Raw genomic sequence first — 19432 nt, 5'->3', positions numbered from 1 at the left:
CTGTTTCTCGACGCTCAGTCGCGGGGCAGCCGCGGGATGGCGGGAATGGCGGCCGGGGCGGGCTCGTCGGCGGGCGCGGCGGTGGCGCGCAGCTCCTCGATCCGGGCGGCCAGTCCGGCGACGGTGGGGGTCTCGAAGAGGCTGCGCATCGGCAGCCGCACCCCCGTCGCCTTGCGCATCGCGGCGATGAGCTGCACCGCGACCAGGGAGTTGCCGCCGAGGGCGAAGAAGTCGTCGTCCACGCCGACCTCGGCCACCCCCAGCCCGTCCCGCCACACCTGGGCGATGGTGGTCTCCAGCTCGGTACGCGGTGCGCCGGAGCCGCCGCCGGTGCCGGCCGGGGCGGTGACGGCCGCGTCGTCTCCGGTCTCCAGGCTCCCGGTGGTGACCCGGGAGGCGCGGCGGCGGATGTCCTCGACGCTCCGGGTGGCGATCACCACCTGGGCGCCGAGCCCGGCGGTGAGGCTGCGGCGGAACGCCTCGGCCCCGTCGACCGGCCGGATGTCCTCGGTCGGCACGCCCGGCTCGGGGTCGGTCGCCTCGGCCGGGGTGCCCGCCGTGGCCAGCCCACCGGTCACCGCGCCCTGGTCGACCCGGCGCAGCACGAAGTCGGTGATCGCGACGATCTCCCGGCCGTCGGCGTCCACCAGGGACAGGTCCGCGGCCACCACCTCGTCGGTGGCGCTGACCCGGTGCCGCAGGTGGCTGTGGAACTGCGCCGGCAGCGCGCCGCGCACCACGATCCGCCCGTACGACAGCGGCAGGTAGGTGCCGCTGCCCTGGCCCCGGCCGAACGCGGTGGCCACGTCGAGCAGCGCCGGGTGCAGCCCCCAGGAGGGCAGGTCACCGACCGCCTCGGCGGGCGCGGTGATCCGGGCCAGCTCCTCCCCCTCGCCCAGGTGGTGCTCGGCCAGCGCGGCCCAGCGCGGCCCGAAACTGAGCATGCTGGTGCGCCCCCGGCCGAACGAGGCGTCGTCGTCCACCCGCCGGCCGGCCACCGCCGGCACCCGCGCCGGCGGGGCCGGCTCGTCGGTCCAGCCGGCCGCGCCGCGGACGTGGGTGCGCAGCCGGCCGGCGGCGAGGCTGCACACCGCGAAGTCCACGCCGTCCTCGGCCGGGGTCAGCTCGACCCGGTACTGCGCGACCGTGCCGTCCGGCACCGAGAACGGCTCCAGGAAGACCACGTCGCGCAGCTCCACCGCCGGGTCCCCGGCCGGGGCGGGCAGCGCGGCGGCCACCGCCGCCCGGACCGACTCCAGGTGGGCGGTGCCGGGCACCACCGGCACGCCGCCGATGCGGTGCTCGTCGAGCAGCCAGTGGGTGGCGGCCGAGACCAGGCCGTGCAGCACGACGCCGTCCGGGCCGGTCACCTTCGTGGTGAGCACCGGGTGCGGCACCGCAGCGGTGACGGTGTCCCGGCCGGCGGCCCGGAAGCCGGCCGGCGCGTCCGTCTCCACCGCCATGCCCACCTCGGCCCAGCCGCCCCAGTTCTGCGACACCACCGGCGCCCGGAAGCCCCCGCCGGAGCGGGCGTACGCGTCCAGGAAGCTGTTCGCGGCGCAGTAGTCGACCTGGCCGAATCCGCCGATCACCGCGGTGATCGAGGAGCAGAGCACCACGATGTCCAGCGGCAGGTCGCCGAAGACCTCGGCGAGGGCGAGGGTGCCGGCGAGCTTCGGCGCGAGCACCCGCTCCGCCTCGGCCCGCTCCTTGACCTCCGCCATGCCGCCGCCGGGCAGCCCGGCGGCGTGCACGATGCCGTCGATCCCGCCGAACTGCGCCTCGGCGGCGGCGCGGACCCGGCGCAGGTCGGCCGGGTCGGTGACGTCGGCGGCGAGCACCAGCACCGACGCGCCGGCGGCCTCCATCCGGCGGATCGCCGCGATGGCCCGGCCCGCCCGGTCCGCGCCGCCGTGCACGGCCAGGTGCTCGTCCCACCGCTCGCGCGGCGGCAGACCCGAACGGGCCAGCAGCACCAGCTTCGCCCGGGCCCGCCGGGCGAAGTCCTCGGCCAGGGTGACGCCGATGCCGCCCAGGCCGCCGGTGATCACGTACCGGCCGCCCTCGCGCAACGCGCCCGGCTCGCCCTCGGCGTCGACGGTGACCTGCTCGTAGCCGGTCACCCAGCGGCGCGGGCCGCGCAGCGCCAGCTCGGCGCGCTCCGGGTCGACCGGCCGGCGCAGCTCGGCGACGAGCGCGGCCACGTCGGACGAGGCCGGGTCGGCGTCGACCAGCCGGACGGTCAGCCCGGGCAGCTCGGCCGGGAGCACCCGGGCCAGCCCGGCGAGGGTGGCGTGCTCGGGGCGGACCAGGTCGCCGCCGGTCACATCCCCGATGCCGGTGGTGACCAGGTCGAGGGTCAGGGTGCGCTCGTCGCCGGTCAGCCCGGCCCCGGCGAGCGCCTGCACCAGGTGCAGCGAGCTGAAGAAGCCCCGGTCCTGGGCGGCCCAGGCCGCGGCGACGTCGGTGCCGGCCGGGTCGCCGTCGAGGGCGAAGGCGTGCACCAGCCGCTGCGGCAGGTCGGCGGCGAGCGCCGCCACCAGGGCGTCGTGGTCCTCGCGGGCGCCGGGGCGCAGCCGGTACCCGCCGTCGACGGCCGCGAAGCGCTCCCCGGTGCGTACCACGATCGGCGTGGCGCCGGCGGCCCGCAGCGCGGCGACCAGCGCGTCGCCGCGCGGGCCGTCGGCCAGGACCAGGCAGCGGCCCAGCGGTGCGGTGCGCGGCTCGGCGGCGGCCTGCCGCCACACCGGCACGGCGAACCACTCCGGCAGCGGACGCGGACCGCGCTCCACCGGCGCGGGGGCCTGGTCCACCGGGTCCGGGTCCACCCAGTAGCGGCGGCGCTCGAACGGGTAGGTGGGCAGCGGCACCCGCCGGGCGGCCGGATCGGCGTCGAGCCGCACGCCGACGCCGGCGCACCAGAGCGCGCCGGCGCTGGTCAGCAGGGTGGCCAGGTCACCGGTGCGCTCGCCCGGGCCGGGCAGGCTACCCAGCGGGGTCAGCGCCCGCTGGGCCGGGGCGGCCTTGGCGACCTGCATCCGGGCCAGGTTGGCCAGCTGCCGACCCGGGCCGCACTCCAGCAGCGCCCAGGTGCCCTCGGCGAGCAGGGTGGCCACACAGTCGCCGAAGCGCACCGGCCGGCGCAGGTGCGCGGCCCAGTACGCCGGGTCGGTGGCCTGCTCGGCGGTGATCCAGGTGCCGGTGACGTTGGACAGGAACGGGATCGCCGGCGGGCGCAGCGGCACGGTCGCCATCAGCGCGGTGAACTCGGCCAGGATCGGTTCCATCATCGGCGAGTGGAAGGCGTGCGAGGTGCGCAGCGCCTTGCTCTTGCCCTTGATCGTCTCAGCGAACGCGGCGATCGCGGCGCTCTCGCCGGCCACCACGCAGGTGCCCGGGCCGTTGACGGTGGCGATGGACAGCCCCTCGGGGAGGCGCTGCGCGACCACCGACTCGTCCAGCGCCACGGCGAGCATCGCGCCCGACGGCAGGGACTGCATCAGCCGCCCCCGCGCGGCGACCACCCGCAGCGCGTCGGGCAGGCTCAGCACCCCGGCGACGGTGGCGGCGACGTACTCGCCGATCGAATGGCCGATCATCGCGGCGGGCTGCACCCCGGCCCGCCGCCAGAGGGTGGCGAGGGCGTACTCGACGACGAAGAGGGCCGGTTGGGTGTAGCGGGTCTCGGTGAGCTTCTCCCCCGCCTCCGGGTCGCGGCCGAGGATCAGGTCGCGGACGTCCAGCCCCAGCTCGGGGCGGAGCAGCTCGGCGCACTCGTCCACGGCGGCGGCGAAGGCCGGCTCCTCGGCGTAGAGCTGCGCGCCCATCCCGGCGTACTGGGAGCCCTGGCCGGAGAAGAGGAAGCAGACGGTCGGGGCTGGACCGTCGGTCAGACCGCGATGTCCGCGGCGCGGATCACGGAGGGCAGCCGCCGCAGAGGGCAGGTCAGTGGCGACGACCGCGCGCCGGTGCGGGTACTCCTGGCGGCCCACACGCAGGGTGTGCGCCACGTCGGCGAGCAGCTGCGGCCCGCCGTCGGTGGCGCCCTCCAGGTGCTCGGCCAGGCGGAGCACCGCGGCGTCCAGGGCGGTGGCGGTCCTCGCCGACACGTGCAGCAGCTGCGCCGGGCGGACCGTCCGGTCGGCCCGGTACGCCGCCGGCGCCTCCTGAAGCACCACGTGGGCGTTGGTGCCGCCGATGCCGAAGGAGCTGACCCCGGCCCGGCGCGGCCCGCCCTCGCTGTCCCACTTGGTCAGCGTGTTCGCCACGTAGAACGGCGTGTCGGCGAAGTCGATCGCCGGGTTCGGGGTCTCGAAGTTGATGGTCGGCGGGATCAGGCCGTGCTCCATCGCGAGCACCGTCTTGATCACGCTGACGATGCCGGAGGGCTGGCTGAGGTGGCCGATGTTGGACTTCACCGAGCCGATGCCGCACCAGCCCCGGTCGTCGGTGTCCCTGGTGTAGACCGCCGAGAGGGCGGCCACCTCGAGCGGGTCGCCCATGGCGGTGCCGGTGCCGTGCGCCTCGACGTAGCTGATGCTGCGCGGGTCTATCCCGGCCATCCCGACGGCCTGGGCGATGGCCTCCATCTGCCCGTCGATGCTGGGCGCGGTGAAGCCGACCTTGCCCGCGCCGTCGTTGTTGACGGCGTTGCCCAGCACCACCGCCCGAATCGCGTCGCCGTCGGCGATCGCGTCGGAGAGACGCTTGAGCAGGGTGACGCCGACGCCGCTGCCCCAGACCGTGCCGTTGGCGGCGGCGTCGAACGGCCGGCACCGCCCGTCGGGCGAGGTGAAGCCGTCCATGCCGAGGTAGCCGACGTGCGGCAGCTCGACGTTGACCCCGCCGGCGAGCGCCATGTCGCACTCCCCGTTGCGCAGCGCCTCGCAGGCCAGGTGGAACGCGACCAGCGAGGTGGAGCAGGCGGTGTGCACGGTAAGGCTCGGCCCGCGCAGGTCCAGCCGGTACGACACGTTGGTGGCCACGTAGTTCGGCGAGTTGCCGGTGGCGCGGGAGACCGTGCCGTGCGGGCTGCCGCCGACGCGCTTGTTGCGCAGCACGTACCGGTGCAGGTAGGTGTTGCCGCCGGTGCCGGCGTACACGCCGACCGCGCCGTCGTAACGGGCCGGGTCGTAGCCGGCGTCCTGCAACGCCGTGTAGCAGCTCTCCAGGAACAGCCGGTGCTGCGGGTCGGTGATCTCCGCCTCCCGGGCGGTCATCCCGAACAGCTCGGCGTCGAACTCGTCGTACCCGTCGACCAGCGGCGCGCGGGCCACCCACCCCGGGTCGTCGACCTCCTCCACTCCTGCGCCCCGGGCGAGCTGCTCCTCGCGGGTCAGCTCGGTGACGGACTCGACGCCGTCGACCAGGTTGCGCCAGAACTGCCGGACGTCGGCGGCGCCGGGCAGCCGCGCGGCGAGCCCGACGATCGCGATCGGCTCGATGCCGTCGTCGGCGGGAAGGTCGGGTGCCATCGGCTTGTCCATCTGCGTGTCCTTCATTGCGCGGTGCCGCCGGGGCGGCGGGGTGGGTTGCGGCGGGTGCGGCCGCGGCGGGCGGCGGCCCGCAGCGCGGCGCGGGCGAGTTCCGGCCGGTCGGCGGCGCCGTCGAGGCTGGCGGCGAGCGCCCGGACGGTGGGGTGGCGGAACAGGTCGAGCATGGTGATCGAGCGGCCGGTGGCGGCGGTGAGCCGGGCGTGCACCGCGGCCAGGGCGAGCGAGTGGCCGCCGATGTCGAAGAAGTTGTCGGCGACGCCCACCCGGTCGGTCTCCAGCACCTCCCGCCAGATGCCGGCGACCAGCTCCTCGGTGTCGGTGAGCCCGTCCGGCCCGGCCGGGAGCGGGGCGGTGCGGGGCGGCTCGGCGGCCGCCACGGTCATCGCGCCGAGCTGCGGCGTCCGTACGGTGGGCCGCGGCAGCGCGGCGGCGACGGCGTCCGCCGGCGCGTCCGGGTCGGCGGCGAGCGCGCCGACCAGCTCGGCCAGGTCGGCCAGGAGCGCGTCGATCCGGTCGGCGTCGAACAGGTCCGGGTTGTGGACCACCTCGACGCCGATGCGGCCGTCCCGTTCGACCACGTAGACGGTGATGTCGAAGGGCGAGCCGGGCTTGGGCACCGGGACCGGCACGCCGGTCAGCCCGGTCAGCGCCAGCCGGGGCGGGGCGAAGTTGAGCACGTTGAACAGCACCTGCACCAGCGGCGCGCGGGAGGTGTCCCGGCCGACGCCGAGGGCCTCCACGATGCGTTCCAGCGGCGCGCCCGGGTGGGCGGTGACCTCGTACAGCTCGGCGGCGCACCGGTCGACCAGTTCGGCGAAGCCGGCCCCGCCGGTGCGCAGCCGCACCGGCACGGTGTCGATGAAGAAGCCCACCACGTCGTCGAAGGCGGCCAGCCGGCGGTCGGCGACGATCGCCCCGACCACGTGGTCGTCCCCGCCGGTGAGCCGGCGCAGCAGCTCGCCGAAGCCGGCGAGCAGCACCGTGGCGACCGTGGTGCCGCGCCGGGCGGCCAGGTCGCGCACCGCCCGGTCGGCGGCCGCGGAGAGGGTGACCACGGCCTCGGCGCCGGCGTAGGTCTGCACCGCCGGGCGGGGCCGGTCGCGGGGCAGCTCCAGCACGGTGGGCACGCCGCGCAGGTGCCCGGCCCACCAGGTGAGGTCCGCCGCGCCCCGGCGGCGGTCCCGCTCGGCCCGCCACACCGCGTAGTCGGCGTACGTGGCGGCCGGTGGCGGCAACGTCGGGGGCGCCCCGGTGACCGCCCGGGCGTACGCGGCGGCGAGGTCGTCGTAGAGGACCGCCTCGGACCAGCCGTCGAAGACCGCGTGGTGCATGGTCATCGCCAGCACGTGCTCGTCGACGCCCAGCCGGTAGACGGTTACCTGCCAGGGCGGCCCGGTGGCCAGGTCGAAGGCGTGCGCGGCGCCGGCGGCGAGCATCCCGGCCAGCTCCGCCTCGGCGTCGGCGCTGCCGGTCAGGTCGACCACCGGCACGGCCACGTCGGTGGGTTCCTCGCAGACCGCGTACGGCACCCCGGCGGTCTGCGGGATGCGCCAGCGCAGCACGTCGTGCCGCTCGGCGACGGCCCGCAGCGCCACGCCGAGCGCGCCGGTGTCCAGCGGGCCGCGCAGCCGGTGCGCGACGGCGATGTTGTACGGGGCGCTGGAGGGGGCGAGCTGGTCGACGAACCAGAGCCGGCGCTGCGGCGGAGAGAGGGTGGGCGGGTTGCCGGTGGTCAGTTCCTCGGCGTCGGCCGGGGCGGCGGCGCGCAGCCGGGCGACCAGGCCGCCCAGGGTGCGCCCGGCGAGCACGTCCCGGGTGTCGACGTGCCGGCCCAGCTCGGCGCGGAGCGCGGCGACCAGGCGCATCGCGGCGATGGAGTTGCCGCCGGCGGCGAGGAAGTCGGTGTCCGGGCCGGGGGTCGCGCCGAGCAGCCGGGTCCAGATCCGGGTGACCGTCCGCGTCACCGGGTCGGCCGGGCCGGCCGGCTCGTCGGCGGTGGGGCCGGTGCTCAGCGCGGCCAGGGCCAGGGCGCGCAGCGCCGGCCGGTCCAGCTTGCCGGTGACCGGGCTGACCGGCAGGTCGTCGCGGCGCAGCAGCCGGGCCGGCAGCATCGCCGCGGTCAGCCGCGCGCGGGCGTACGCCCGGATCGTCTCGTCGTCCGGCGCACCGGCCGGGGTGAGGACCGCGACCAGCTCGGTGCCGGCCGGCCCGGGCACCGCCTCGACGGCCACCCGGTCGACGCCGGGGGCGCCGGCCAGCACGGCCTCGACCTCGCCCAGCTCGATGCGCTGGCCCCGGATCTTCACCTGCCGGTCGGCGCGGCCGAGGTAGACGATCCGCCCGTCGGCCGCCTGGCGGACCAGGTCGCCGGTGCGGTACAGCCGCTCGCCGGGCAGGCCGGAGAAGGGGTCGGGGACGAACCGCTCGGCGGTCAGGCCGGGCCGGTCGAGGTAGCCGTCGGCCAGGCCGGGGCCGCCGATCAGCAGCTCGCCGGTCTCCCCCGGCGGCACCGCCCGCAGCCCGGCGTCGACGACGTAGGCCCGGTGGTTGGGCAGCGGCAGGCCGATCGGCGCCGGATCGCTCTCGGCGCCGGTCAGCTCGCCGGTGACCGCCAGCACGGTGGTCTCGGTCGGGCCGTAGCCGTTGAGGAAGCGCCGCCCCGGCGCCCAGCGGGCGGCCAGCTCGGCGGGGACCGCCTCGCCGCCGCAGAACACCGTACGCCAGCCCGGCACGTCCGCCGGGTCCAGCATGGACAGCACGATCGGGGTGATGAAACCCCAGTTCACCTCGTGCGCGACGATGAACCGGGCGAGCCGGACCGGGTCGGCCCGGTCCTCGGCGCCGAGCAGCTGCACCGCCCCGCCGAGCAGCAGCGGCAGGAAGATGTCCATGATGGATACGTCGAAGCCGAGCGAGGCGATGCCGAGGCTGCGCACCCCGGCGTCGGCGCCGCTGACCGCCGCGCAGCCGGTGACGAACTCGACCACGTTGCGGTGGGAGGTCAGCACTCCCTTGGGCCGGCCGGTGGAGCCGGAGGTGAACAGCACGTACGCCGGGTCACCGGGCCGGGCCGGGCAGGGCGCCAGCGGGGCCGGACCGTCGGCCTGCACCACCTCGACGCCCGGCAGGTCGGTCAGCTCGGCCGCCGCGTCGCCGACCAGCAGCGACACCCGGGCGTCGGAGAGGATCTCGCGCAGCCGCTCGCGGGGGCCGTCGGGTTCCAGCGGCACGTAGCAGCCGCCCGCGAGGAGCACCCCGAGGACGTCGACGACCAGCCGGGGCCGGCGTCGGCCGCAGACCCCGACCCGGCTGTGCCGGCCGACGCCCCGGGCCCGCAGCGCGGCGGCCACCCCGGCCGCCCGGCCGACCAGCTCCCGGTAGGTGAGCCGGTCGTCCCACTGGCGGACGGCCACCGCGTCCGGGCAGCGCGCGGCCCGGGCGGCGATCAGGTCGGCCAGCGTCCCGTCCGGCCAGGGCAGCTGCGGCCCGGCGACGGCGCTGATGGAAAGGATGTCGGTCACCCGTGCTCTCCCCGGTAGGTCGCGGAATCGGTGATCTGCAGGCGCAGCTCGCTGACGTGTCCGCGCCCGGCGGCGTCGGGCACCCAGGCCTGCGCCGGCATGGGCAGCAGCTCGGTGACCACCACCGCCACGTCGGGGCCGGTCTTCGCGGCGGCGTCGACCATGGCGCACAGCGACTGGGCGTACAGCGGGCCGGTGAGGTCGACGTAGCAGGGCTTGACCTCGGTGCCGACCTTGACGAAGACCCGCTCGGGCAGGTCGAGCGCCGCCCGGAAGCGGCGTGCGGCGAGGTAGCGGGCGGTCTCGTCGCCGTGCCCGGCCAGCCCGCTGCCGGCCACCGTGGTGCGCCAGGTACGCCGGGCCACCACCAGCCGGTCGATGGTGATCCGAGGCGTGTGGGGGGCCGGGTCGAGCAGCTTGAAGGTGTCCACCAGCAGCGAGCCGAGCAGGTGGGCGAAGATCTCCATCAGCGGCCAGCGGGACCCGTCGGGGAAGACCGCGCTCAGCCCGGCGTCGTCGCGGACCACGGTGACGGCGGTGGCCGGGACCAGCCGGTCGACGTCGCCGCCGCGGGCGGTGTCGATGCCGAGCTGGCGGTCCGCCGGGCCGGTGAGCGCGTACGTGGTGCGGGTGGTCAGCCGGGGCCAGCTCTCCGGGTAGAGCACCCGGATCCGGGCCGGTCCCAGGTCGGCGTCGAGCGCGGCCCGCAGCGCAGCCGGGTCGGGGTGGAACGGGGTGAGCACCCCGCTGTCGTAGGCGATGGTGGCCGGGTGCAGCTCGCCGAGGACGAGCAGGAACTCGCCCCGGTCGATCGCCTCGGCGGAGGCCGCGCTGATCTGGAGGTCGGGGTTGTGGATCCGCGCGGACGGCCAGCCGGGCCGCTCGGCGGCGAAGAGCGTGCGGACCGGGCCGGCCAGGTCCTCGGCGCGCAACCGCAGCTCGACGGCGCCGGCCGGCAGGTGCCGCAGCCCGAACAGCTCGGCCCACCGGTCGGTGAAGCCCACCCCGGCGCGGGCGACCGGGCCGTCCGGGGCGATCAGGATCCCCTGGGCCAACGACCAGATGTCGGCCAGCCGCACCGGACCCTCGGCGGCCAGCTCGTCGTGCAGGTCGGCGAGGACCTCGGCGCAGCCCGCGCCGATCTCGGCGGTGAGCCAGCGGGCCGCCTGGAGCACCACCGCGAGCGGGGCGGCCAGCGCGTCCAGCACGTTGGCGCCGACGGTGACGTCGAGGTCGCGGGCGGTCTCCTCGTAGCAGACGGTCCGGCCGGCGTACATCTGCCCGCTCTGCCGGGTGGCGGGGCGGCCGGTGACCGCGGTGAACTCGGTGTTGAGCGCGGCCAGCGCGGCGCCGAGCCGGTCCGGGTCGCCGGCGGCGGCCGCGACCGCGTCCCGGGCGGCCCGGAGCCGGTCGAAGTCCGCGGCCACCGCGGCGCGCACCGCCTCCTCGCCGATCGCGGTGATCCGCTCGCCCAGCACCCGTTCGGCGTCCGGGCTGTTCGGCAGGTTGGCGTCCCAGGTCAGCTGGCCCCGCTCGACGAACCGGTCCAGCAGCAGGAAGACGTCGTCGACGGAGCGGACGACGCCCTCCGCACACGCCCGCTCGGCCAGCTCACCGGCGGCGGTATGCCCGTCGCAGGACGCCAGCAACCAGGCCTCCACCGCCGACAGCGTGATCGGCGGGTGCAGCGGCCAGCGCAGCTGCCGCCCTTCCACCGTCAGGTGTGGTTGCAGCGCGGGGGCCCACCAGCGGCGTACCGCCGGGTCGTCGGCGAGCCGGTCGGCGTAGGCGATCAGGGCCCAGGCCTCGAACCCGACGTGCCGGCGGGTGACCAGGCCGGGGCCGGGAGCCAACCGGGTACGCGGGTCGTCCGGGTCGAAGGTGCCCCAGCAGACCGGGCCGAAGAAGCCGATCGTCTCGGCCTTGCCGCAGTAGCGCTGCCAGTAGCGCAGCAGGCTCAGCTCCCGCTTGCGCCGGCGCACGTTGCGCACCGTCGGGTCGGTGCGCAGCAGCCCGTCCAGCGCGATCAGCATGTCCGGGTTCTGCCAGGTGACCGCCTCGCGCAGCAGCGGGTCGGCGGCCAGTTCCCCGACCACGGCGGAGGAGCCGGCGAACGCCTCGGCCAGCGCCTTGTCAACGACCTCCGGGGTGCCCTCCCCGGCGAGCAACGCGTCGGCGGCGGCCGCCGCGTCCGGGGCGGCGAAGCGGCCCAGGCCGTCGGCGGGGAAACCGGCGCTGCGCAGGACGACGTCCCGCCACACCGACCAGCCGGTGTCGCCCAGCGGCAGCAGGTGACTCATCGAAGGTCCTCGCTCTCGGGGGCGTCCACGATCTGCAGCCGCAGCTCGCTGAAGCAGCCGCGGCCGGTGCCGTCCGGCACCCACGCCTGGTCGGGGGTGGGCAGCATCTCGCTGACCAGCAGGGAAACCTCGTCGCCACCGTCGGTGCGGGCGGCCCGGACCATGGCGCAGAACATGGTCACGAAGGCGGGGCTGCTCAGGTCGACGAAGCAGGGCTTGATCTCGGTCCCGAGCTTGACGTAGACCTGCTCCGGCAGGCCCAGCCGCCGTCGCCAGGCCCGTGCCGCGAGGTAGCGGTCGCGCTCCCCGGTCACCTCGGCGAGCCCGCTCTCCCCGACCGTGGTGCGCCAGGTCTGCCGGGCCACCACCAGGTTGTCCAGGGTGATCCGGGGTGTGTACGGCGCGGCGGCGACCAGTTTGAAGCCGTCGACGGCATGCGCGCTGAGCAGCTCGGCGAAGACCTCGGTGAGCGGCCACCGCTGGCCGTCGCGGGCGGTGGCGACCAGCCGGCCGTTCTCGTCGGTCACCGTGAGGTCCACCGTGGGCAGCACCCGGGCCGGGTCCGCGCCCGGGGCCGGCTGGAACGCCAGGTGCCGGTCGGTCGGACCGGTCAGCGCCTCGGCGGTACGGCTGGTCCGCCGGGGCCAGTCGCTGGGAAAGAGCAGCCGGATCCGCCGCTCGCCCAGGTCCTCGGTGAGCGCCGCGCGCAGCCGCTCCACGTCCGGGTGCGAGGGGGTGAACACCGCGCAGTCGAACGACGACCAGGCCGCGTGCAGCTCGCCGAGGACGACGGTGAACTCGCCCCGGCGCAGCGCGTCGGCGTCGGCGGCGCAGATCTGCAGGTCGGGGCTGTGCACCATGCCGTTGGACCAGGACGGCCGCGCCCTGGGGAAGACCTCGTCGATTCGGCCGGCGAGGTCGGCGACCCGCAGCCGGACCTCGGTGGTGCCGGCGGGCAGTGTGTCCAGGGCGAACAGCCCGGCCCAGCGCGCCGCGAACTCGGCGGCCACGGCGTCGACCGGGCGCTCGCCCCCGCCCCAGAACAGGCCCTGGACCAGGAACCAGAGGTCGGACAGGGCGACCGGGGAGTCCCCCGCCTCGGCGCGCAGCTCCTCGTAGAGCCCCCGGAACACCGCCCCGTACGCCTCGGCCAGGGCGTTGACCATCCAGCGGGCGGCGCGCAGCAGCACGTCGAGCGGGGCGGCGAGGTCGGCCAGCAGTGGCGCGCCGAAGACGACGTCGAGGTCGCGGCTGGTGTCCTCGTAGCAGATGGTCCGCCCGGCGTACATCTGGCCCTCCCGGCGCCGGGACGCGGCCCCGGTCAGCGCGGTGAAGGTGGCGTCGAGGTCGTCGAGCGCGACCCGGAGCCGGTCCGGGTCGCCGGCCGCGCCGGCGACCTCGTCGCGGGCCGCGCGCAGCCGGTCCCAGCCGGCCCGCGCGGTGGCCCGGGCCGGCTCGTCGCCGATTCCGTCGATGCGGGCGGTGAGCACCTGTTCGGCGTCCGGGCTGACCGGCAGGGCGGCGTCCCAGGTGATCAGCTCCCGGGCCACCAGCCGGTCCAGCAGGGCGTAGCCGTCCTCCGGTCGGCGCAGCCCGAGCGCCGGATCGGTCACCAGGTGGCACGCCGGCCGGCGGCCGTCGACGGCGGCGAGTACCGCCGCCTCCACCGGGGACAGCGGCACCGGCGGCCGGCCGGGGCGCAGCACGCTGCGCCCGCGCACGCTCAGGTGCGGGCAGAGCATCGGCGGCCACCAGCGGCGCACCGCCAGGTCCGCGCCGATCCGGTCGGCGTACGCGGACAGCGCCCAGGACTCGAACCAGACCCAGCGGCGGCGGGTCAGCCCGGGCCCCTGGCTGATCCGGGCGACCTCCGGCTGCTCCGGGTCGATCGTGACCCAGCAGCTCGGCCCGAAGAACCCGACCGTCTCGTTCTTGCCCGCGTACCGCTGCCAGTACTTGAGCAGGGCCCGCTCGCGGTCGCGACGACGCACGTTGCGGGCCGCGTCGCCGCCGCCGCGGGCCAGACCGTCCAGGGCGAAGAGCGCGCCCCGGTTCTGCCAGGTGACCGCCTCGCGCAGCAGCGGCCGGCCGGCCAGCTCGCTGATCCGGTGCGCCGACGCCCGGACGGCCTCGTCGAACTCCTTGTCGAACCGGTCGGCGCCGGCCCCGGTGGCCAGCAGCTCGTCGGCGGCCGCGGCGGCGTGCGGCGAGGCGAAAAGGGTCAGCCCGTCGGCCGGGAAGCCGGTGGTACGCAGCACGGCGTCCCGCCACACCGACCAGCCGGTGTCCCCCAGCGGCACCCGGTGCGCGGGGGACGCGCCGGCCGAGCCGCCCGGGTCGGACGCGACCGCGTCGGACCCGGCGCCGCCCGTGCCGGCATCGGCAGAGGCAGCGGACGCGGCGGTGGCAACGGACGCGGCGGCGCCCGCGCGGGAGCCGACGGCGTCCGCCAGGTCGGCGCGCACGACGGCGAGCAGCTCGGGCAGCCGGTCGGCGAGGAAGAAGTGCCCGCCGTCGATCTCGTGCAGGGTGAACCCGGCGGCGGTGTGCGCGGACCATGCGGCGCTCTGCTCCCGGCTCACCGCCCGGTCGTGCCGGCCGCTGAACGCGACGACCGGCACCGGCAGCGGCTCGCCGGGGACGTACCGGTAGCTGTCCACCCGGCCGAAGTCGGCGCGCAGCAGCGGCAGCAGCAGCTGCACCAGCTCGGGGTGCGCCAGCAGCTCGGCGGGGAGACCGCCGCCCGCGCCGAGGCGGCGCAGCAGTTCGTCGTCGTCCACCCGGGACAGCCCGTCGAAGAGGCTGGGAGCGTCGACGTGCGGTGGCCGCGCGCCGCCGACGTAGAGCCGCAGCGGCAGCGGGCGGCCGGCGCGGCGCAGCTCGCGGACCACCTCGAAGCCGATCCGGCCGCCCATCGAGTGGCCGTAGATCGCGTACGGGCGGTCGGCGCGTCCGGCGATGGCGTCGGCGACCTCACCGACGGTGAACCGGGGGTCCTCGCTGATCCGGTTCTCCCGGCCGGGCAGCTGCACGGCCAGCACCTCGACGTCCGGGCCGATCCCCTCCTGCCAGCGCCGGAACGCGCTCGCGCCGGCCCCGGCATAGGGCAGGCAGAACAGTTGCACCGGCGCCTGGGGTCGGCTTCCGGACGAGACGAACCAGTTCACCGCGTGCCTTTCTCAACAGGGTCGATCCAGTACCGCCGGCGCTGGAACGGGTAGCCGGGCAGGCCGGTGCGGCGAACGCCCTCGCCGGGGTGCAGTGCGGCCGGGTCGACGTCGCGGCCGGCGACCCAGTCGGCGGCGAGGTTCCGCAGCCGACCGGCCGGGCCGGCGATCCGGGTGTCGGCGTCGCGCAGCTCGTCCAGCGCGGCGATCGCGCCGGCCAGGTCGGTGGCGACCACCGCCGCCCGGCAGTCGAAGGCCCGCCGGCCCAGCGCCAGGGTGGCGGCCACCTCGGGCAACGCCGGGGCCACCCCGGCCAGGTGGGTCCGCAGCCGGGCCAGCGCCGCGCGCAACGCCTCCGGGGTACGCGCCGAGACCGGCAGCAGGTACGCCCGGCCCTGCGGCAGCTCGACCGGCTCGACCGGTGGCGGCTGCTCGACCACCACGTGGGCGTTGGTGCCGCCGAGGCCGAACGAGCTGACCCCGGCGACCCGGCGCGGACCCGGCGGCCAGTCGCGCGCCTTGGTCGGCACGTAGAACGGGCCGCCGGCCAGGTCGATCTCCGGGTGCGGCCGGGTGAAGTGCAGGTTCGGCGGGATCACCCCGTGCTGCACGGCGAGCACCGTCTTGATCAGCCCGGCCACGCCCGCCCCGGCGTCCAGGTGGCCGATGTTGGTCTTGACCGAGCCGAGCGCGCAGGACTCGGCGGGCGCGGCCCCGCCGTACACCTCGTGCAGCGCGGCCACCTCGATGGCGTCGCCGAGCGGCGTACCGCTGCCGTGGGCCTCGATGAACCGGACCTCGCCGGGGGCCACCTCCGCGGCGGCGAGGGCGTTCGCGACGGCGGCGGCCTGCCCGGCGGGGCCGGGCACGGCGAAGCCGGCCCGGTCGGGCCCGTCGTTGGTGACCGCCCAGCCGGGCAGCACGGCGTAGATCCGGTCGCCGTCGGCCTGGGCGTCGGCGAGGCGGCGCAGCGCGACCACCCCGACGCCGGAGCCGAAGCCGGCCCCGTCGGCGGCCTCGTCGAAGGCCCGGCAGCGGCCGTCCGGCGAGGCCAGCCCGCCGGGGGTGTGCCGGTAGCGCGGCCAGGTGACGTTGACCCCGCCGGCGAGGGCGAGGTCGCACTGGTAGTCGGCGAGGCTCTGCGCGGCGAGGCAGACCGCGACCAGCGAGCTGGAGCAGGCGCTCTGCACCGCGACCGCGGGCCCGGTCAGCCCCAGCCGGTACGCGACCTGCCCGGGCAGGTGGTCGGTGAACTGCCGGCCGATCAGCCGGGCCTCCCAGTCGTCCGGGTCCACGTCGCCCACCACGGCCGGGTTGTCCAGCAAGTGGAACAGGAAGTACCGGTTGGCCGAGGTGGCCGAGTAGACCCCGACCAGCCCGGGAAAGCGGGTCGGGTCGTGCCCGGCGTCCTCCAGCGCCTCCCACGCGGTCTCCAGGAAGAGCCGGTGCTGCGGGTCGGTGCGGGCGGCCTCCTGCTCGCCCATGGCGAAGAACTCGGCGTCGAAGTCGGCGACGCCGTCGAGCCGGCCGGCGGCCCGGACGTGCCGGGGGTCGGCGCGCAGGCCGGGCCCGATGCCCAGCTCGGCCAGCTCGGCGTCGCTGTGGTCGTGGATCGAGTCGACCCCGGCGCAGAGGTTCCACCAGAAGGTGGCCAGGTCCGGCGCGCCGGGGAACCGCCCGGCCAGCCCGACGACCGCGATCTCGTCGCCGCTGTACTCGCGGGCGGCGAGGGTCGGCGCGGCCGGGGCGGGCAGGGTCGGCGCGGGGGCCGGTGCGCCCGGCCGGTCGTCGATGGCCGTAGCGTCGAGCAGCCGGGCCTGCGCCGCGACCGTGGGGTGAGCGAAGAGCCGCACCATCGGCAGCGCCACCCCGAACCGCTCGGCGAGGCGCTGCTGCACCTGGCCGAGCAGCAGGGACTGGCCGCCGGCGTCGAAGAAGTTCTCCTGCCGGCCGACCGCGGCGCGGCCGAGCACCGCGCACCAGATGTCGTGCACCGCCCGCTCGGTCTCGGTGCTCGGGCCCTGCCCGGCCGGCACGTTCCGCGGCGGTTCGGGCAGCGTCCGCTCGTCGATCTTGCCCGTGACGGTGAGCGGGAACGCATCGAGCACGACCACCGCGCGGGGCAGGGCGTACTCGGGCAGCCGCCGGGCGAGGGCGGCGCGCAGGGCCGCCCGGTCGAGGGGCCCGCCGGCGGGCGTCGCGTACGCCAGCAGCTCGCCGTCGCGGGCGATGGCCCGGACGGCGGCGACGCCGGGCTGGGCGGCGAGGACCGCCTCGATCTCGGTCAGCTCCACCCGGAACCCGCGCACCTTGACCTGCCGGTCGAGCCGGCCCAGGCAGACCAGCTCGCCGCCCGGCAGCCGCGCGCCGAGGTCCCCGGTGCGGTACGTCCGGGTGATGCCGTCGTCGTCGAACGCGAACCGGTCGCTGTCCTGGCCGAGGTAGCCGGGGGCGAGGTGCCGGCTGCGCACCACGATCTCCCCGGTCCCCCCGTCCAGGGACAGCGCGTACCCGGGCAGCGGGGTGCCGATCGGCAGCGGCCCGGTGGCGCTCGGGTCGGCGTCGGTGAACGGCAGCGCGTACCGGGCGGCGAAGGTCATCTCGGTGGCGCCGTAACCGTTGACCAGCACGCAGCCCGGGGCGAACCGGTCCCGACCGCGCGCCGCGTCGACGCCGGTGGCCTGCTCGCCGCCGAGCAGCACCACCCGCACCGAGTCGAGCCGGCGCGCGCCGAGGGTGTCGAGCAGGAACCGGTAGACCGTCGGGGTCGAGTGGTAAACGGTCACCCGGTGCCGGAGCAACTGCTCGGCGGCGTGGGCCAGCCCGTGCCGGCGCAGGTCCACCGGGACGACGGCGGCGCCGGTGAGCAGGGCCGGGTAGAGGTCCGGGATGGCGGCGTCGAAGCTGAACGAGGCGAGCAGGCTGAGCCGGTCGTCCGGGCCGAGAGCCAGGGCGCGGATCTGGTTGTCCACGACGTGCGCCAGGTTGCGGTGGGTCTGCGCGACCGCCTTCGGCGTGCCGGTGGAGCCGGAGGTGAACAGCACGTACGCCGGGGCGTCCGGGTCGACGGGTGTGGGGCGCAGCGGGGCGGGCGGCACCCGGTCCAGGACGATCACGGCGGTGCCGGGCCGGTCGGCGCAGAGCCGTTCGGCCAGTTCCCGGTGCGCGGCGGCGCAGGCGACGGCGCGCACGTCGGCGGCGGCGAGCATGTGCCGCAGCCGCGCGACGGGGAACCCTGGGTCCAACGGCACGTACGCGCAGCCCGCGGCGAGGGCGCCGAGGACGGCGGCGATGGTGGGCGTGCCGTGCCCGGTGAGCAGGGCGACCCGGTCGCCGGCCCGCAGGCCCGCGGCGGCGAGCGCGGCGGCGTGGCCACCGGCGCTGCCGGCCAGTGCGGCGTAGTCGACCTCGTGGGTCTCGTCCAGGATCGCCGGCCGGTCGGGATGGGCGGCCGCGGCGTCCACGAAACGCTGGATGATCATCGGTTGCGCCATCTCAGGGTGTCGGCTCGACTCCACTGTGGACAGGCGCGTAGGCATCGACGATTGTGACCATGATCCCCCCCAGGACTTCACGATGGAGCCAGGATAGGCCTCGATGCCCGCTGGAAAAGTCCATCGATGGGAGTCGGCCCGAAGGGTCCACGACGCCTCGGAGATCGGCCGTCGAAAATCGGCCGATCATCCCCCTAGCGCGGAGAGGAGTTTCAGCCTAAGGGGGCAACAGCGAGTAATTTTCCGGCGAAAGGGGTCGCAAGCCGGGGATCTTCCGCCCCGGCGGCTCCCTTAACGGCAGCTCAGACGGGGTGCGCAGTGGCGGCGACGTCACTCATCGTACGGGTGCGGTGGCGAGGTATCGACACCCCTGGTGAAACTTTTCGGCAGCTGCGCCACCAGATCCTGGAACTCCCCGACGGTGACCGCCTCGCGCAGGGTGGCGAACACCGCCCGCACGCCGACCTGGGCGGTTGCCGGCTCGACACCGGCCCGGTCCGCCACCCGACGCAGGAACTCGATCGGCCCGAAGGTCTCCGCCGCGCCCGGTGTGGTGTCCGGCGGCGGCTCGGCCAGGTATTCGCTGAGGTCGTCCGGTAGCTGGGCGGTCAGGTCTTCGACCTCGCCGGCCTGGACCCGCTCGGCCACCGTCACCAGCACGGCCCGGGCGATCGCGGCGGCGCGCTCCGGCGGCAACTCCGCCCGCCGCGCGACCGCGTCGACGAAGAGGGGAAAACGCACCCGGTCCTCCTCACGCTCCGCCGATCCGTCGGATTCCCGATCCTGGTCGGCGGAGGGCCGCCGGTCAGGAATCCGACCCTCGGCGTCCGGCCGGTCCCGGTCGGGAATCCGACCGCGGTTACCCGCCCCGGCAGGGCGCAAACGGCCACCTGATCCGATGGGTTCCGGCCGGGCCGGTCGCCGCGGGATCCGCGCGATGCGCCACACCGGTGCGTAGCGGTCTGCCGGGCGCGGTGCGGCCCTCCCTCACCGGTCAGCGGTCGAACCGGTCAGGCTCGCTCACCCCAGCAGGGCCCGTCGGCGCAGGTCGTCGAAGATGATCTGGTCGACCGGGGAGACCCGGTCCCGGTCGGCGTACCCGAGCCAGGCCACCTCCTCGATCTCGTGGTCCGGCCGGGGCTCGCCGTGGTACTCGGCGGTGTAGCAGGTCATCCGCACCAGCGTGCCCGCCGGGTGGCCGTGCGCCCGGGCGGTGAACGTGCCGACGTGCACAGCCGTCTCCGGGTCGATCACCACGCCCAGTTCCTCGGCGATCTCGCGGGTGAGCGTCTCCCGGTCGGTCTCGCCGGGCTCACGCTTGCCGCCGGGCAGGTACCAGACGTCCCTGCCCCGGGAGCGGGTGCTGAGGATCCGGCCGTCCTCGATCCGGATCCAGGCGATCTTGTCGATGGGGTCCACGGGCGGTCCTCCAGTGCGGGCGGGCACCCACTGTAG

Annotated in this window: 7 protein-coding genes; all 7 read right to left on the bottom strand. The window is 76.3% G+C overall.

The window, feature by feature from the left end; translation table 11 throughout:
* Positions 1-14 precede the first annotated feature (14 nt).
* Entirely contained in the window at positions 15-5486 is a 5472-nt protein-coding gene (locus V6U88_RS22615; protein ID WP_334455898.1) for a type I polyketide synthase, read from the bottom strand.
* Between the two features lie 11 nt (positions 5487-5497).
* Positions 5498-9016: an amino acid adenylation domain-containing protein gene (locus V6U88_RS22610; RefSeq protein WP_334455896.1), complete on the bottom strand. Its 3519-nt coding sequence runs from the start codon at positions 9014-9016 to the stop codon at positions 5498-5500.
* On the bottom strand, positions 9013-11316 hold the full coding sequence (locus tag V6U88_RS22605; RefSeq protein WP_334455894.1) for a lantibiotic dehydratase: 2304 nt from the start codon (positions 11314-11316) through the stop codon (positions 9013-9015). Before V6U88_RS22605 ends, V6U88_RS22610 begins: the two co-directional genes overlap by 4 nt.
* Positions 11313-14483, bottom strand: coding sequence for a thioesterase domain-containing protein (locus V6U88_RS22600; RefSeq protein ID WP_334455892.1), 3171 nt, complete (start codon positions 14481-14483; stop codon positions 11313-11315). Before V6U88_RS22600 ends, V6U88_RS22605 begins: the two co-directional genes overlap by 4 nt.
* Complete coding sequence (locus tag V6U88_RS22595; protein WP_334455890.1) at positions 14480-17965, bottom strand: AMP-binding protein; 3486 nt, start codon at positions 17963-17965, stop codon at positions 14480-14482. The genes V6U88_RS22600 and V6U88_RS22595 overlap by 4 nt, the downstream gene beginning before the upstream one ends.
* Before the next feature lie 342 nt (positions 17966-18307).
* Positions 18308-18718 (bottom strand): DUF2267 domain-containing protein, encoded by a 411-nt coding sequence (locus V6U88_RS22590; protein WP_334455888.1) that lies wholly within the window; start codon positions 18716-18718, stop codon positions 18308-18310.
* Between the two features lie 279 nt (positions 18719-18997).
* Positions 18998-19396 carry an NUDIX hydrolase gene (locus tag V6U88_RS22585; RefSeq protein ID WP_334455886.1) on the bottom strand — a complete coding sequence of 133 codons (399 nt, stop codon included), beginning with the start codon at positions 19394-19396 and terminating at the stop codon, positions 18998-19000.
* Positions 19397-19432: the final 36 nt, after the last annotated feature.

It is taken from the genome of Micromonospora sp. CPCC 205739 (assembly GCF_036906795.1).
GTDB lineage: Bacteria > Actinomycetota > Actinomycetes > Mycobacteriales > Micromonosporaceae > Micromonospora.
Note: the sequence above shows the minus strand (reverse complement) of the source record. Positions and strands in the feature narration are given on the sequence as shown.

Excerpts from the sequence above, each read along its gene's own strand:
- V6U88_RS22615 (WP_334455898.1), bottom strand. The coding sequence starts at position 5,486 with ATGGACAAGCCGATGGCACCCGACCTTCCCGCCGACGACGGCATCGAG.
- V6U88_RS22605 (WP_334455894.1), bottom strand. The coding sequence starts at position 11,316 with ATGAGTCACCTGCTGCCGCTGGGCGACACCGGCTGGTCGGTGTGGCGG.
- V6U88_RS22595 (WP_334455890.1), bottom strand. The coding sequence starts at position 17,965 with ATGATCATCCAGCGTTTCGTGGACGCCGCGGCCGCCCATCCCGACCGG.